17 protein-coding genes are annotated in these 17,251 nt (G+C 32.0%); 4 read left to right on the plus strand and 13 right to left on the minus strand.

All coding sequences use genetic code 11. The features are described from left to right. Window positions 1-21 precede the first annotated feature (21 nt). The gene (locus FUA24_RS04365) at window positions 22-1,251 is read left to right on the plus strand and encodes a CobW family GTP-binding protein (RefSeq protein WP_222861318.1); all 1,230 of its coding nucleotides are present in this window, start codon (window positions 22-24) and stop codon (window positions 1,249-1,251) included. A gap of 80 nt (window positions 1,252-1,331) precedes the next feature. On the opposite strand, the gene FUA24_RS04370 is transcribed toward FUA24_RS04365, so the two are convergent. The 6 genes from FUA24_RS04370 to FUA24_RS04395 all read right to left on the minus strand — a co-directional run bounded on the left by FUA24_RS04370 (window position 1,332) and on the right by FUA24_RS04395 (window position 7,786). Beyond that, window positions 1,332-2,498, minus strand: coding sequence for an acyl-CoA dehydrogenase family protein (locus tag FUA24_RS04370; protein WP_148540191.1), 1,167 nt, complete (start codon window positions 2,496-2,498; stop codon window positions 1,332-1,334). A gap of 12 nt (window positions 2,499-2,510) precedes the next feature. Continuing rightward, on the minus strand, window positions 2,511-3,380 hold the full coding sequence (locus FUA24_RS04375; RefSeq protein WP_148540192.1) for a ComEA family DNA-binding protein: 870 nt from the start codon (window positions 3,378-3,380) through the stop codon (window positions 2,511-2,513). Between the two features lie 17 nt (window positions 3,381-3,397). Continuing rightward, the gene (locus FUA24_RS04380; RefSeq protein WP_148540193.1) at window positions 3,398-5,068 is read right to left on the minus strand and encodes an alanine/glycine:cation symporter family protein; all 1,671 of its coding nucleotides are present in this window, start codon (window positions 5,066-5,068) and stop codon (window positions 3,398-3,400) included. Window positions 5,069-5,173: 105 nt separating this feature from the next. Then, the gene (locus tag FUA24_RS04385) at window positions 5,174-6,205 is read right to left on the minus strand and encodes a potassium channel family protein (protein WP_148540194.1); all 1,032 of its coding nucleotides are present in this window, start codon (window positions 6,203-6,205) and stop codon (window positions 5,174-5,176) included. A gap of 3 nt (window positions 6,206-6,208) precedes the next feature. After that, on the minus strand, window positions 6,209-6,433 hold the full coding sequence (locus tag FUA24_RS04390; RefSeq protein WP_148540195.1) for a PspC domain-containing protein: 225 nt from the start codon (window positions 6,431-6,433) through the stop codon (window positions 6,209-6,211). A gap of 36 nt (window positions 6,434-6,469) precedes the next feature. Further along, window positions 6,470-7,786 (minus strand): DUF2851 family protein, encoded by a 1,317-nt coding sequence (locus FUA24_RS04395; RefSeq protein WP_317131933.1) that lies wholly within the window; start codon window positions 7,784-7,786, stop codon window positions 6,470-6,472. Between the two features lie 82 nt (window positions 7,787-7,868). On the opposite strand from FUA24_RS04395, the gene FUA24_RS04400 reads away from it, so the two are divergent. Both FUA24_RS04400 and FUA24_RS04405 read left to right on the plus strand, forming a co-directional pair. Further along, window positions 7,869-8,171, plus strand: coding sequence for a hypothetical protein (locus FUA24_RS04400; protein WP_148540197.1), 303 nt, complete (start codon window positions 7,869-7,871; stop codon window positions 8,169-8,171). Window positions 8,172-8,293: 122 nt separating this feature from the next. After that, on the plus strand, window positions 8,294-8,689 hold the full coding sequence (locus FUA24_RS04405) for a DUF2721 domain-containing protein (protein WP_148540198.1): 396 nt from the start codon (window positions 8,294-8,296) through the stop codon (window positions 8,687-8,689). A gap of 4 nt (window positions 8,690-8,693) precedes the next feature. On the opposite strand, the gene FUA24_RS04410 is transcribed toward FUA24_RS04405, so the two are convergent. After that, window positions 8,694-9,929, minus strand: coding sequence for an ABC transporter permease (locus FUA24_RS04410; RefSeq protein WP_148540199.1), 1,236 nt, complete (start codon window positions 9,927-9,929; stop codon window positions 8,694-8,696). Window positions 9,930-9,937: 8 nt separating this feature from the next. Between FUA24_RS04410 and FUA24_RS04415 the strand changes: the two genes are divergently transcribed. Further along, window positions 9,938-11,209 (plus strand): exo-beta-N-acetylmuramidase NamZ family protein, encoded by a 1,272-nt coding sequence (locus tag FUA24_RS04415; RefSeq protein ID WP_148540200.1) that lies wholly within the window; start codon window positions 9,938-9,940, stop codon window positions 11,207-11,209. Between the two features lie 65 nt (window positions 11,210-11,274). On the opposite strand, the gene FUA24_RS04420 is transcribed toward FUA24_RS04415, so the two are convergent. From FUA24_RS04420 to FUA24_RS04445, 6 genes are all read right to left on the minus strand, one after another. Continuing rightward, the gene (locus FUA24_RS04420) at window positions 11,275-12,099 is read right to left on the minus strand and encodes a glycerophosphodiester phosphodiesterase family protein (protein WP_148540263.1); all 825 of its coding nucleotides are present in this window, start codon (window positions 12,097-12,099) and stop codon (window positions 11,275-11,277) included. Window positions 12,100-12,143: 44 nt separating this feature from the next. Beyond that, window positions 12,144-13,064: a hypothetical protein gene (locus FUA24_RS04425; RefSeq protein ID WP_148540201.1), complete on the minus strand. Its 921-nt coding sequence runs from the start codon at window positions 13,062-13,064 to the stop codon at window positions 12,144-12,146. A gap of 7 nt (window positions 13,065-13,071) precedes the next feature. Then, complete coding sequence (locus FUA24_RS04430) at window positions 13,072-13,554, minus strand: DinB family protein (protein ID WP_148540202.1); 483 nt, start codon at window positions 13,552-13,554, stop codon at window positions 13,072-13,074. A gap of 160 nt (window positions 13,555-13,714) precedes the next feature. Then, window positions 13,715-15,085 (minus strand): serine hydrolase domain-containing protein, encoded by a 1,371-nt coding sequence (locus tag FUA24_RS04435; protein ID WP_148540203.1) that lies wholly within the window; start codon window positions 15,083-15,085, stop codon window positions 13,715-13,717. 62 nt (window positions 15,086-15,147) lie between these two features. After that, window positions 15,148-16,299, minus strand: a complete 1,152-nt coding sequence (locus tag FUA24_RS04440) for a helix-turn-helix domain-containing protein (RefSeq protein ID WP_148540204.1) — start codon at window positions 16,297-16,299, stop codon at window positions 15,148-15,150. Window positions 16,300-16,350: 51 nt separating this feature from the next. After that, entirely contained in the window at window positions 16,351-17,187 is an 837-nt protein-coding gene (locus tag FUA24_RS04445; protein WP_148540205.1) for a sterol desaturase family protein, read from the minus strand. Window positions 17,188-17,251 lie beyond the last annotated feature (64 nt).

The following is a 17,251-nucleotide window of genomic DNA, read 5'->3' on the forward strand; positions in this document are numbered from 1 at the left end:
TTAACTTCAAATTAAAGCGTCTTGGACAATACAAAACAAAAAACTGCTAATTCAAGGATTAAACCAAGAGTCATTATTTTAAATGGTTTCCTCGGTTCTGGTAAAACTACATTGTTTAGAAAGCTTCTTGCTCAATCAAAAAAGAAAGCTTTACCAGTTTGTGCTATTGTTAATGACATGAGCGAACTTGATGTAGATGGAGAGTTAATTGCCAATACCGATATTGTTGAAGATAACGATAGTATTATGCAATCTATTCATTCTTGCGTGCTTAGTAGTAAAATAGGTTTGGAAAAACTAGATTTAGCATTAAATACGCTTTTATCTAATCACCAACCGGATTTAATAATTATTGAAACGTCTGGAAGTTGTCACCCGATGCCTTTAATTGAATTCTTTAAAACGCAAAAGCACTTAATCCTAACTGGTGTATTTACATTAGTAGATAGTTTGATGTTAGCCCACGATTACGATTATGGTAAAACACTTATTCCTAAAATGCAGCAAAATTTAAGTAACAATAAGCGAGACATGGTAAACTTGTTAGTTGAGCAAATTATGTTTTGTAGTCACTTAATACTGACCAAATCAGATCGAATTAAACAAGAGAAGTTATCTGAGATAGCGCAACATATTCAACCAATAAACCCTTATGTTTCAATCTTAGCTGTTGTATTTGGAAACTTATCTATTGATCAAATGTTAGAACTACCCGAATATGATTTTAACCGAGTTGAACAATTAACAAATGAGTTGAGACCAGTATTAGCTTCTGAGTCTTATGGTGACCGCCCATACAATATGGCCACGCGCGTAATAAAAGACCATAGACCTTTTCATCCTCAAAGGTTATGGGATGTATGCCACCAATATCTTGACAAAAGAATTTACAGAAGTAAAGGCTTTTTTTGGTTAGCTAGTCGTGATAAAATTTCACTTCTCTGGAACCAAGCTGCTGGTAGTATTAATCTTGAATTAATTGGCTATTGGCGTTCTGGAATTTTAGAAGATGAAAATAATGGTCTTCTTGAGCACGAAATAAAACTACTGGAAGAAAAAATAGCTGAAGAAGCTGGAAGGTTTGGAGATCGCCACTGTCATCTTACCGTTATTGGTGATAAAACTCAGGTTGATAGATTTACTGAAGCTCTTAAATCATGTTTCTTAACGGAAGAAGAAATAATCCATTATGAAATGGGAGAACAATTCCCTGATCCTTGGCCTAAAAACATAGTGAATATGGCGAATTAGATTTCCGCTTTTCTTTAGCCTAACTTAAATGAAAGCAGCATCTACTTCTCTGTACTTTGTTCTTTAACCTAAAATATAGATTAAGTAACTGGCTTATAGTCTTTACCGTCAATTACAATCTTAGCAATAATTTCACGAAGTATTTCTGAAGTTCCTCCTCCAATAGGACCTAATCTACTGTCTCTTAATAATCTTGCCATTGGATAATCTTCCATATAGCCATAACCTCCTAAAAATTGCAGGCAATGATATATAACGTCATCTGCCATTTGAGTAGATTTAAGCTTTGACATAGTTGCTTCTTTTACAACATAATGACCTTTATTTAGCTTATATGCAACCGAATAGTTAAACTCTTTACAAAACTCCATTTCGGTGTAAAGATCTGAAAGCTTATGCCTTAATGCTTGAAAGTTATCTATGGATTTTCCGAAAGCCATTCTTTCGGACATATATTGTTTGGCATAGTCAAGAGCATACTCAGCTCGAGCATGGGCATTAACTCCCATAATTAACCTCTCAAGACCAAAATGCTGAACTATATATGAAAACCCTTTGTTTTCTTCACCCATTAAGTTCGATACAGGAATTCGAACGTTATCAAAAGCAATTTCACCAGTATCCGAAGCTCTCCAACCAAGTTTATCTAACTTAGTAGCAGAAACCCCAGGTGTTTCTCTATCTATAACAAATATGCTTATTCCTTTATTACCTATTTCTGGGGTTGTTTTTGCTGCCACAACTAAATAGTCACTATAAACACCATTAGTAATAAATGTCTTGGAACCATTAATTACGTATGTATCTCCGTCTTTAACAGCTGTTGTTCTCATTCCTGCAACATCACTACCACCAAAAGGTTCTGTAATGCATAAACAACCTAATTTATCACCTGAAATACTTGGTTCTAAATAGTTTTGTTTTATGGCTTCATCTCCTTCTGCATTAAGGTGCGTCATAGCCAAATACATATGTGCCCAAACTGCTGCTGCAAAACCTCCAGAATTTATCTTTTGTAGTTCCTCAAGAAGTATAACCATATAGAACATGTCTAAGTTAAGACCTCCATACGTTTCAGGGTAACTTATACCTAAAAAGCCCATATCTCCGAATTTCTTCCATATAGACTTATCTATTGTTCCTGTTTTTTCCCATTCTTCAATGTTGGGAACTACTTCTTTATTTAAAAAATCTTTTAGGCTTTCTCTAAAAAGGTTATGTTCTTCAGTGAAGTACATACTATTCATTTGCTCTTTTTTTTAATGGAAGCACAAATATAATTCAATTATCTCTATTTTATTTATTGGAAAGCCTTTTACTTTTGATAATTCGGTCATAGAATTAATGCCTTCTCTTAACACTCTTTCCTCTATTATATTGGCTGCTAGGTCATAATCTATATGTTGTATGGTAACTAACTCTTCAACAGTGGCTTCGTTTAAATTTATCTTTTTTACACTACGAGGTGTGTTAACTGTAAAATCGCTTAAGATAAGTTCAATTAGCTCTGGTGTTAATCCATAAACATCCTTTAATTGTACATCGGCAATAAAACCTCCTATAAATGTATTTCTAAACCTAATTATTCTTTGTGATAGCACTTTTCCAACTCCGTTTACAATTTGTAATTGTTGCGCTGTTGCTTTATTAAGATCTAATTTTTGACTGTAAGTTTTGGGTTGGGCTGATTTTAAATTATTCGCTGCACGTTTAGCTTTGTTTTTTTCACGGAAATCTGGAAATTTAAAATAAGGGGAAATACGACTTAAAAGTGAATCAGAAACCTTTGTAACTTCCTGAAACTGCAGTGATGAATTTATCCATTTACCTTTTGCTCTGTAGGCAAACAATCTATCTATTTCTTTAGTTGACATGCCCAAAACAGCTCCTTTATAATCTGTTATGTAATTAGGGTTAAAGGGAAACATCTTGGGTTTTCTGGATTCAATCTCAATATTCCTTAGCGAATCAATCTCTTTATTAAATTGAGCTAATTTTTGCTCATTTACAATTATTTCGGTCGAAGAAAAATCAATTAAAAAATAAATGGTTTGTAAAATAAGAATTAAAACCACCAATAAAAAAATCCCATTTCGTTGCTTTTTAGTAAACATGAAATGGGACTTCATTTTGTTTTGTATTTATTTTAAGCTTTAGCTGCTTTAATTGCGTCTAAATACCTTCTAAGTTGTTTTTTCACAACTGGGAATAAGAAATAAAGACCAATCATATTAGGGAATACCATTGCAAAAATCATTGCATCCGAAAACGCCCAAATAGAGTTCATACTTGCAGCTGCTCCAATTATGATAAATAATAAGAATAATAACTTGTAAACTAAATCTGCAGTCTTACCTCTACCAAACAAAAACTTCCAAGATTGTAATCCGTAGTAAGACCAAGAAATCATAGTTGAAACAGCAAATAAAACAACAGCTATAGTTAAGAACACATTAGAAAAAGGAATATATTCAGCAAAGGCAGAAGCGGTAATTCCCGCACCTTCTTTTAATTCTCCATTAATTAAAACTTTTCCTTTTACGTCTGTATACGTTATACCGTCAACAACTGCACTAAAAGTTCCGTCGGCTTGCTCAATCATACCAGCAACACCTCCATAATCGAAGATTCCTCCAGAGTTAAAAATTATAATAACTAGTGCTGTCATTGTACAAATCACTACCGTATCGATAAAAGGCTCTAATAATGCTACTAATCCTTCAGAAGCTGAATACTTTGTTTTTACAGCAGAGTGCGCAATAGATGCAGATCCTGCTCCAGCCTCATTTGAAAATGCAGCTCTTTGAAATCCGACTAATAATACACCAATAACACTTCCTACTCCAATAGCTGTAGGGTTAAATGCTTCGGAAATTATTAAGCCAAAAGCATCATCCACAAATGATATGTTAGTTAAAATAATATATAAACAAGCCACAATATAAAGTACAGCCATAAATGGAACTACTTTCTCTGTTACCGAAGCAATACGCTTAATACCTCCTATAATGATGATACCAACTAGAACAGCTAATACCAAACCAATTAAGGCTCCAGCACTAGAACTTTCTAATCCCATTAGTTCCTTAAGAACTACTGTTGCCTGATTAGATTGTGCCGCATTACCTCCTCCAAAAGATCCTCCAATACAAAATATGGCAAAGAAAATTGCTGCTATTTTACCTAAGGTTTTAAATCCTTTATCCTTTAAGCCTTTTGATATGTAATACATTGGTCCGCCGTAAACCGTACCATCTTCGCCAACGTCTCTATATTGTACACCTAGAGTACATTCTACAAATTTTGTAGACATACCTAACAAACCACAAACAATCATCCAGAATGTTGCTCCAGGTCCTCCAAGGGCAATTGCCAATGCAACACCGGCAATATTACCATTACCAACTGTTCCTGATACTGCTGTAGCCAATGCTTGAAAATGACTTACCTCTCCTTCTTTACTTTCATCTCTAATAGTTTCAATTGCATCTCCTCCTGGGGTAGAATCTCCATATGCTGGCTCTACTGTGGCATGATCTACATCATCATATTTACCTCTTACTACGTTAATAGCTTTACCGAAAAATCTAATGTTTGGGAAACCAAAATAAATCGTAAAAAATGCGGCACTTCCCACTAGTAGCATTAATACGAAAGGCGTACCTCCTATTTCAAAAAATATTACATTACTAAAAAAATCAGAAAAAGGTTTAAACCCTTCGTCAATACGTTGATCTAAACCTTTTTCAGCAGTTTCTTGCGCAAATGTTACATATGGAATTATAAATGAAGTTATTAATAGAAGATATTTCTTCATAAGATATTTGAATTAGTTAGAAATTAGTCAGATTTTATTGAAAAATCGTTATTAAAGTCAGCAATATGCTAAAAATTATTGATTTGATAAAATTGAATTAAACATTTAACTGTTTTCAATATCGATATCAAAGGCGGAATTTAATTCCTCTATTTGCTCTGGTCTTCCCAAAACAATTATTTTAGAATTAGCTTCTAAAATGGTACCTGCTTCAGGATTAACAGTATATTCTCCGTTAGCATTTTTGTATCCAATTATATTACAACCTGTAATTTTTCTAAAGTCTAAATCCTTTATGGTTTTTGGCTTTTTGGATTTATATAATTTTTCTACCGCAACTTCTTCAATATTAATATTGGATTCCCCTACAATAGAAAGATTATCAATGAATTCCATTAATCCTGGTACAACTACTAAAGATGCCATATGATCCCCTCCTATCATATCTGGTAAAATAACATTGTTGGCTCCGGCAAACTTAAGTTTATTATAAGATGACTCTTGCGATGCTCTGCTTATTATATTTATATTTTTGTTAATCTGTCTTGTAGAAAGTACTACAAATAAATTGTCCGCATCATTAGGCAATGCAGAAATAAAACTAGACGCTCTATCAACCCCCGCTAAAAGCAAAGTCTCATCTTCATTGGCATTTCCAATGACATAAGGAACCCCATCTAACCTTAAACGTTCTTCCATTTCCTTACTTTTCTCAATAACAACAAAAGATTTATTATGCGCCATTAACTTTCTAGCAGCTTGCTTACCGTTTCTACCGTAACCACAAATAACAACATGGTTTTTAAAACTATCTATTTGTTTCTGCATCTTTTTATGTTTTAATTCTTCAACGTCATTTTTACTTAATATATATTCGGTAATAATAGAAATAGCATAACCGACTATAACAACACTTGCTAAAATTAAAAATACCGTAAATATTTTAGATTGTTCGTCTAAGGGTTCTACTTCACCAAAACCAACTGTGGTCATGGTAATAACCGTCATGTATAAGGCATTTACCCATGTATACCCTGAAATAAATTTATAGCCCACCACCCCTATTAGCAATAAAACACCCAATAAAGTGAAAGCTGCGTAAATTTTTGAACGGAAGAGTTTTACTAATGGATTCATATATTATAAATCAAAAACCGATGAACGTTTTGTATAAATTCTGTCTTTAATACGCATCCAAAACGCCAAGAATAAATATAGAGCAAAACCAAATCCTACAGTAACAAAAGTTAAATACATAAAGGATAACCTCACTACCTTTGCCCTTATACCCAAACGGTCTGCTATACGTTGGCATACGTAATAACCATGCTTTTGAAAAAAATATAATGGTTTATAAACATTCATGCTGCAAGTTAATCTTTACTTTACAAGTTTAAAAGTTTATTTATTTAAAATTGAATTACCAATTGCACATTGTAAACATCTATGTTTATTACAATACTCCGATTTAAGCTGAATTAAAGCCTGTGAATGTAATGATGTGTTTGCCACATCTTTTAACCTATTAAATGCGGAAATAACATTATTCTTCTCAGGTTTAATAGCATTAGCCATATCTATCAGAATTGAATCGTCTGAAATACCATTTTGCTTGTTATAACTAAATTTTAACGGTAACACGGTATTTATTAAAAGTAAGTCTATAAATGACTTAGACAGCATCTTTACACGCGCTTTAGATTCTTTCTGAAATGTATAATGAGTATTCCAAAAATTGGATGTACCCACGTTTAACAAGTCATAAAAGTCTTCAATGGTAGAAGTTTCAATTATTTTAGAGAATAAATTTTGGTGTTTGTTATACAAGCAAGCTAGCTGAGATAGTCTTATTGTTGGAAAATTTAAGGGTCTTAATCTAAAAAATTGAGCAGGAATAACATTTGTGTTATCCAAACCGAACTTCTGTTTTAAAAATTTATATTCTTTGGAAAGTTCCATATAATAGGCATTTTCAATACTATTTTCCAACAACCCCATTTGGCCAAATAATAGTGCTTCTAACGAAAGGTGATTGGATTGTACTTTTCTAACAATTGAAAAATCAATAGAATTTCCTAAACTGCCAAACGCATTGCCATTCACTTTAAGTCCAAAGTTTTTTAAAAGCATTTTAAACAAAACCGCTTCCCAGTTATTCTTTGAAGATTTCAGCATAGTATCCATAGCTCCAGATTTTCTTTCTAGACGCTCAAAGTATAGACGCTCCAACCAATTATTCATTAGAAACGGACTAATGGAGTTAAAATCATTTTCACAATTAATCCACTTATTTCCTTTTGAAAAAAGGTTGCGATAATTTTCTAAGGTGTTGGGCTTAACCAATGAGTTTAATTCCAAGGTAGGTAGAACTGTATTATCCTTTCTAAAAACCTCTGTATCTTCCTCCCAAACCACATGTAAAATTACATTATCATAATTCATATCAGTTTCATGATTATGTAGAAACCAATCTGATGATTTTACATGTATCTCAACATTTCCTGCCCATAATTGATTTCCTATTTTAATCTTCGAATTAAAAAAATCTGGTCCAGAATTGGTATTATAGGTACCTACCGAATTGATAATAAGGTCTTCATTGTTTGTGGTTTTAAGTTCACCAAAATCAATCTTTTTATGTTTCCATATGTAATGTAAAAAGTCTTCCTGCATGCCTCGAATATAGAAAAATCTTACAAAAAATAAAAACCGAATCATTTACTATGTTTTAAAACTCATATCTGAACTTCCAAACAAACAAGTACCAATAACTTTGTCTAAAACAAAACAATACTAGATTATGAAAAAATTAATGCTATTAGTTTTTGCCTTATTTCTGGCCCTAGCTGTAGATGCTCAGGAAAAGAAAACCATTAAAGGTGCTATTGCATATGCCAAATTAGACAAAGCAGAGTCTACTAAGGTTTTAGCTATTCAAAAGGAAAAAGTAGCCAGTATAAAGGCTATTAAAAAGCAAAAACTAGATAAAGCTATAGAAAAAGAAAAGATAAAAGAGGTTAAACAAACGTCTTCAAAAAAAATAAGAGCCATAGTGGGTAAGGAAAAAATGAAACTTATGAGCGCTTACTGGAAAAAAAATTAGTTTTTTAGATTTTTATGTTTAAGTTTAGTAAAAGGAGGGACTCAATATATTGGGTCTCTCTTTTTCATTTATAAAAGTATTAATGTGGTAGTTATTTGTAATTTTGTAATTAATTTACATTAATGGAAGCACTAACATTAACCACACCTGCCCTACTATTTTCGGCCATATCGCTTATCATGTTGGCATATACTAATAGATTCTTAGCTTATGCAGCTGTAATTAGAAATTTACATGATAAATACAAGCAGAATAAAGATAGCATTATAATTGCTCAAATTAAAAATATTAAACAAAGACTCTACCTTACCCGTTCTATGCAAATCTTAGGTATTACCAGTTTGCTGTTATGTGTTCTTACTATGTTTTTAATTTATGTAGACCAAAATACCATTGCTATCTGGGTATTTGGAGCAGCCCTACTTCTGTTAATTGCCTCTTTATCTTTGTTAATTGTTGAAATTCAGATATCTGTTAAAGCCTTAGAGCATCATATTAGTGATATTGAAGGGGAATAGCCAACTAATCGAACCTAATAGCTCTTACTGGCGAAATCTTAGTTATTACATAAGAAGGAATTAAAAGCATTAGCAAGCACAATACAAGTGTTCCCAAATTTAATGCTAGAACATAACCTAAGCTTATATATACTGGAGCCTCTGTAACGTAATAAACCGTTGGATCTAAGGTAAAAAGTTTAAGGTATTTTTGAGCAAATAACAAGGCCAAACCTATAAGGTTCCCCCAAAACAAACCAAGAAGAATTAGGTAAGATGCGTTGTACAAAAACACCTTTCTAATGCTGAAATTATTACTACCTAAAGCTTTTAAAATTCCAATCATTTGAGTACGTTCAAGAATTAGAACCAGCAATGCCGTAATCATATTAATTCCAGCTACGAGTATCATCATACCAATAATACCGTAAATATTGGTGTCAAAAATTTTAATCCAGTCGAAAATTGATCGGTATTTATTCGTTATCGTTTGCCCATAAAGTTTGGATGGTACACTGTTGTGAATCTCTTCTCCTTTTATGTCTAATTCATCATAATCTTCTATAAAAACTTCAAAGTTACCAACCTCATTCTTTTTCCACCTATTAATACGTTGAATATGGCGAATATCTCCTATAATGTAATTGGCATCAAAATCTTGAAAACCCGAATTATAAATTCCCTTTATTTTGTACGTTATGATGTTTGGAACCTTTTCTGTATCATTTTTAAAGAACACCATTTGAAAAGTTTCATTAAGCTTAAGTGCCAATCTATTGGCTAGGTATTGAGATATCAGAACATCTTCGTTTCTTTTTGGAGTATAATCCAGTAATTCACCTTCAACCAAAAATTCTTTAAAGTATTTCCAGTTATAATCTCCTCCTACACCTTTTAAATATGTTCCTTCAAAATCCTTTTCAGTTCTTACAACACCATATTTAGAGGCTACCGCTTGGATATGGTCGATGCCTTCAACTGTGTTGAACTCCGGATAGAAATCTTGTTCATTAGAAATTGGAGTAATACTCTCATCTGTATTATTGCTATCGTAATTTGAAATAATAACGTGCCCATTAAAAGCAACAACCTTATCTCTAATCTTTTGTTGTAACCCAACACCTGTGGCAATAGCAATCATCATTACAACAATACCTATAGCTATAGCAGCAATACCAATTTTTATTATTGGGGCCGAAACACTACTTTTATACGCTTTACTACTAATAATGCGTTTAGCTATAAAATACTCGTAATTCAATTTATATAATGCGGTTAACTCTTGTCAAAAATACAGTTTTATTATTTGTTATTATACTTATTTCTTGTGGAAACTCTAAGAAGAAGAACGATGGGATACATAAGACCGAAAGTGAGATTCTCAACGTCGTTCAGAATGACAGTACTCTGGTTATTGCTTCAAATCGAACTGAACTTTATTTACCTGTTTTAAAAGGAAAACGTGTTGGTGTTGTAGCTAATCAGACCAGTGTAATATTCAAAGAAGAGATTACTTCGTCACTAAACACCTCTAAAAAAGACAGTAATACGCACCTTGTAGATTCTCTATTATCATTGCATGTAAATATTAAAAAAGTATTTGCTCCAGAACATGGTTTTAGAGGAAGCGCTGATGCCGGAGAACATGTTAAAGATGGTTTTGATACCAAAACTAATTTACCCATTTTCTCTCTTCACGGAAAAAACAAAAAACCAACTCAAGAACAGCTTAGCGATTTAGATATTGTTGTTTTTGATATTCAAGATGTTGGCGTGCGTTTTTATACTTATATTTCTACGTTACACTATGTTATGGAAGCCTGTGCAGAAGCCAATATTCCTGTTGTTATTTTAGATAGACCCAACCCAAACGGACACTATATTGATGGTCCTACTTTAAAGGCCAAACACAAAAGCTTTCTTGGAATGCATACTATCCCTTTAGTTCATGGTATGACCATAGGAGAATATGGAAAAATGATAAATGGAGAAAAATGGTTAAAAAATGGTATTCAATGTAAGCTTGAAATTATTCCTGTTAAAAATTACGGACACCAAACACCATACAGTTTACCTCAACGCCCTTCTCCTAATTTACCTAATGATAAATCTATTGAATTATACCCAAGCTTAGGTTTATTTGAAGGCACCAACATTAATGCTGGCAGAGGTACGGAGTTTCAGTTTCAACGTTATGGAGCGCCATTTCTAAATAAGGAAACTATGTTGTTTACATATACCCCTGTTTCCAATTTTGGAGCTAAATACCCTAAGCAACAAAATAAATTATGTTATGGTGAGGATTTAAGGAGTGAAATGGTTAAGGGAGAAATGACCTTAAAATGGGTTATTAAAGCTTACCAAAATGCAACCGACAAATCTAAATTCTTTAATACAGATAATTTTACAAAGCATGCCGGAACCACAACGCTTCAAAAACAAATTGAATCTGGAATGTCTGAAACAGATATCAAAGCAACATGGCAGAAAGACTTAGAAGCTTTTAAACTTGTTAGGAAAAAGTATTTGATTTATGATTAATATACCTTTTATAATTGAAGTTAGCATAGCTTCTGTAGTCGTTCTTCCTTCTTGATGACATGACACTATTCTATTAGTTTAATTAATCTATCAGGATAATCGGTAATAATACCATCAACTTTAAAATCCATCATAAGTTGTAAATCTTCAACCTTATTAATGGTCCAAGGGATAACCTTAAAACCTTCTGCCTTTAGGTTTCTTACTTTTTTAGCATCCAATAGTTTATAATATGGACTAATAATTTCAGGTAGGTAAGACATCTTAGTCATTTTGTTCCAAATATCTTCATCTTCATCAATTAGTAAAGCTACTTCCATTTTTGGAGCTTGCTTTTTTATCTCTTCTAAAGTTCTTAGGTCAAAACTCTGTAAGTTAACCTGATTAAAAACATCATTTTTGTTGATTATATCCAAAACCAACCCTACAAATTCTTCAGGCTTTGGAGTATAAATTTCATCGTATTCTGGTTTCGATTTTAACTCAATATTGAATTTAATATCAGGGTTCTTTGCTAAAGACATTTTAAAAACCTTATCTAAAGATGGTTTATAGGTTTTTAACTTTTCTTGTTCAGGAAATCTTGGATGAACTTTTGTACCACAATCGAACTCTTTAAGATCATTAAACGTCATTTGATAAACATTGTATTGTTTCTCTTCGGCTTCAGTTATTTCAGTTCCATCTGGAGCTAAACACATTTCATGATTCATAAAAGGTTCATGTGAAACAACAACCATATTGTCTTTTGAAACAACTACATCTAATTCCAAAGTATGAACTCCCAAATCAATGGCTTTTCTAAAAGCTTCAATAGTATTTTCTGGCATTAACCCTCGGCATCCGCGATGGCCTTGAATATCAATAGTATTATTGTCTTTGCAATTCATAAAAAGTATCAAAAAAACTAAACTAGCTACAACAGAAAAATGCTTCATTCCTTTAATGCTTCAATTTTCAATTTATTATAAATAGGTTTAAAATCTATCATATACGTACCAACAGTTTTCCCCCAGCTTGAAAAGAATAAATACTCTTTATCTCTTGTAACATAGGGTCCCCAATTCCATTTAGAAATACTGTGGACTTCCTTACCTAAGTTTAATGGTTTGGTCCATGTATTATTTTTTCTTTTGAAAGATATAAATAAATTAGAATTTCCATAGAATTTATAATTGCCTCCTTTATTTTCTTTACCAAATAGCAGTATTAAAAAGTCCTCATTTGGTGACATATAAAAATCTGCCCATTCTCCTTTTATATTAAAGCCTAAACGATTAATAATGGTGTCTTTTTTTGATGTAATTACTTGGAATACATCTTGTACACTTTCAGCTTTATTAATACCTGCTGTATAATAGTAACTGTTTTTTTTAGGTGATTGAAAATAATGTGATTTTCTAATTGAAGGATTAAACTGTTTAGGCGTTTGCCACCCTAGCTTAGTTTTATTAGTATACAATCCTTTTACGAGAAGTGTGTCATCATATTGAAAATACAGTGTTTTTTCATTTTTGGAAAACGCTGGTGCTCCTGCACTATCTGCGAAAACTTTTTGAGGTGCACCCCAAGCCCCTTCTGTATAATTAATTTTCATGATATGAGCTTTTGCATCATGCTTTCCCAAAGTTCCGTAGCCATTTCTAACACCGTAATAGATTTGCTTTCCGTTTTTAGAAATGGCTATACGCTCTGTTGCCATAAACCCTTTTTTTATTTGAAAATTGACCAATATGGGTTTCCCTTTTGGAAGTGAATCTACTAAATGGGCAAGAAATTTTGAATCTTGTGCACATACATTAGCATTGCTAATAGTTGAGATAATGACGATTAAAACGTATCTGAATGACTTCATGCTATATTTAATTTGGTGGTGTTATACCTTTTAATCTTAGGTAGATCATAAGTTGTCCTCTATGATGCGCATTATGATTTAAAACATCTATTACTTTTTCTGTTAACTCGGGAGAAGCTTTAGTGGAGGTCATAAATTGAATAAGATTGTCAAATTCTTCATTTGCGTATTCAATAAGCTCTTGCTTTGAAAAACGATTTTCATCTCCAGGTTGCCATTTAATGGGCTCATTTTTCAATAATGCTATATTCCACTCAATAGAGTATACAATGTGAGATACTAAAGCTTTATATGTTCTAAGGTCATCAGTTGGTTTATACATATATAGGCTTTCGGGCATGGCTTCTATTACTTTAATAGTAATTGCCTTTGTATTTTCTAAACGTTCTTTTAAAAAGTTATAGTCTCCGACTTCTTGAGCTTCAGTTTTCAACTGAAAACCAATCATTAAAAGACATAACATGCCAACAAAAAATAAATTGCTTTTCATAATTAGAGGGTTTAAATTCACAATCAAGTATAACCTTAATTATCAACGATTTAAACAACAAATGAGTTTTTAAATACAATAAATTTTTAATGAATCAGGTTTTAGAATATCTGACCAATAAAGACCAAAATCTAAGTAATTCTTCTTCAACAATTATTTTTTAATCTATTTTCTTCCACTCATATAGCTGTTCTTTTTGTTTTGATATAAACTTTATATTTCCAAGAATGTCTTTAATAAATTCCACAGTGATAATTGGTCTTGCATTCCTCATTTGAAATTTAGTATTTGTAAGCGGAACCATTTCAAGTTTCCACTCAACAGTATCTAATACTAACTTATTCTCTAATTCATATATCTGGATGGTTTTCTTTTCCCCATCTATAATAGATTCATATGTTCCCTTATAACTTTCTTTTAACTCTTTATTTAACTGAAATGATGCTAATTCGTTACCACTTGCTAGTTTTGCTAAATCTATAGCAATTGTATTAACATCTGTATCCCCATAGTTAGATAAAACAATAACTTGGATATCTTCCTCTGGTAAATACAAAAACAACGAATTAAATTCGGATATGCCACCGCTATGTGCAATAGTTTTACTTCCGTTAATATCAATAAAATCTAAAAACCACCCATATCCATAATTAGAAATAATACCATTACTATATTCATATTTTGTAATTGCCTTAGTAACCCATTCTTTGCTTAATAGCTTATTATTGAATACGGCTTGCTGCCATTTAAATAAATCTTCGGTGGTAGAAAGTAGCGCACCAGCGGCATAAGGAATTGACATACTCCAATAATCGCCTTTTTTTAATTCTCCATTATCTTTGACATATGAGGTTGCACGATTTGGAATAATTTTAAAATTATTACCATAAAATGAATTTTTCATTCCACATGCCTCAAAAATATTTTGTTTCACATAAGAAGCATATGAAAGTTTTGAAACTTTCTCAATTATAACTCCCAACAAAAAATAACCAGAATTTGAATACGAAAATTTTGTTCCCGGCATAAAGTTCAAAGGTTCATCTTTGAAAAAAATAATAATTTCAGTTGACTCCAAATCACTTCGTAAAATAAAAGGGTTTTGATGGTTTAAACTTAGATATTCTTTTATTCCAGATGTATGTGTTAATAGGTGTTCTATGGTTATAGTATAATCCTTTGAAGGAAAATAGGGTATAAACTTTTGAATGCTATCCTCAAGAGATAATTTCCCTTTTTCTACTAACTGTAAAATACACAATGCCGTAATTGGTTTTGTTAATGACCCTATTTGAAAAACAGTTTCATTAGTGATTGGTGTATGCCATTCTTGATTGGCTAAGCCAAATCCTTTGCTGTATAAAATCTTTCCTTTTTTCCCAATTAAAACAGATGCTCCCTGCTCATTTTTGTTAATTTTTTTGGCTAGATATTTTTCAATTCCTTTCTTTATCTTTTTGTTAGATTGACCATTAATAATACTTGTTAAACCAAAGGCTAGTATTAATACGATATAAGCAGTTTGTTTCATTTTTAGAATTTTATTTATTTTCTACAAATGAAAAATTTATGAGTACTCCGGTCTACTCAAATCTAGATTTGAGAACTGTTTATACTGGTATTAGTACAATTTAACCTGAAAGCTTTGGGAGATTGTTTCACAATTTTCTTAAAAGTACGTTGAAAAGTTGCTTGAGAATTGAAACCACTTTCTAGTGCAACGCCGGTTATGGTTAAATGGTCAAAATCGGGGTTTATTAATTTTGATTTCACTTCTTCAATTCTATACTCATTTACATATTCGTTGAAGCTTTTTTGAAGGTGTTGATTTAACACGGCTGAAATAGTTTTTTGAGGAATTTTCACGTATGCTACGATATCATTTAATTTTAACGACGCATCAAGATACAGTTTATCGTTTTGCATCGCATTGTTCAATTTCAGCACTGTTTTTTCAATTATATGTGGTTCTAGTTTTGTCTTCGGTGCTCTATGCGCATTTACTTTAGTTCCTATTATATATCCTTTTATTCCTAACCAATAAACTAAAACTGAGAGTGGGATATAAATAGGAAACCAGCCTAGTACCTTTACTAGTTGTTCTGATGCAGAAGGTATAACATAAGGTATTAAATAGAATAACCAAAGTATTGAAAACATCAAAAATGCTTTAAACAACTGCCTCACCCAACTTATTGTAGCTTTGTATACTTTAGAATCGTTATTGGCACTTATCTCTTTATAAGTTAACCGCAAATAAAACATAAGGGATAACCACCTAGGAATATCGCCATAGGTATTCCAGATGTAAATAAAATTTCCATAACCATCACTATTTTGCGAACTTATACTTTTCATCAATACGCCAACCACATATACTAGAGCTACTAGGTAAGGCACAATGTCGAATAAAACAGTATACAACTGAATTTTATGAGATTTATTAAGTTTAAACTCAGTATTAAACAAGGACTTCGTATAGAAATAAACTAGAGGAAATATTGGCATATAAATACCCAATGGTAATATGGCCCTTATTAGGTGATATGTCGTTGATTGAACGTCATTATCAATAGCTTGAAATAGATACACATCTAAACAGGCTAAAGAAATAAATAGAATTATCCAAGCTAGAAACTTATTAGACCTATTATGTTTATACTTAAAAAGTAATATGCTTGAGATAAAACCTTGTAAAGCTCCCAGTAAAATAACAATATTCAAAAAACTTTTAAAAGCCTCCATTCACTATAAATTAATAATCATGCAAACCATCATTAATTATGCCAATGTAATTTAAATCTCTGGTGTTTCAGTTGGCCTTTCATACTTCTGAAAAGGTTGTTTTAAAAGCTCTGTAATCTTTCCATTTTTTTCTTCATCTGGAAATACATCTACACCATACACCAATTTTTCTCGATCGTATTCTAGGTAAGTTCCTAATAACCTATCCCAAACAGAGAAAATATTTCCGTAATTAGAATCTGTATAAGGCAATCTAAAATGGTGATGCACTTTATGCATATCGGGAGAAACCAAAAGATAACTTATGGTCTTATCTATTGTTTTTGGGAGCTTTATGTTTGCATGGTTAAATTGGGAAAATACTAACGACAAAGATTGATAGAGCATTACAATACCAATAGGAGCACCAACAATGATAACGCCTAAAAGCGTAAAAGTAAATCGTATGACACTTTCAATAGGGTGATGTCGGTTAGCTGTAGTCGTATCTACATTATGATCTGTGTGATGTACCAAATGTACCATCCAGAGCGCTCCAATTTTATGTTCTACTAAATGGGCTAAATAGGCTCCGAAAAAGTCTAACAATAGTACACCGAGAAATATGTATAGTCCAAGAGACATTTCTGGTAGCCAATTTATAATTCCGAAGTCGTTTTCAGTAACCCAGTCGGCCGATTTTAATAAAAGAAAAGCCAAAACAAAATTTATAACCACGGTTGTTAGTGTAAAAAATATATTCGGCCATGCGTGTTTCCATTTTCTATAATTGAACTTAAACAACGGAACAGCACTTTCTATCAACCAAAATAAGGTTAATCCACCAATCAAAATGATACTTCTATGAAGTGAAGGTATATTTTCAAAATAGTTTAAAAATTCTTGCATGGTCTTATTTAGTTTTCATTAAATATACAACTCTTTAATAAACTATGCATGCATAACATTTGTT

Source organism: Seonamhaeicola marinus, assembly GCF_008085455.1.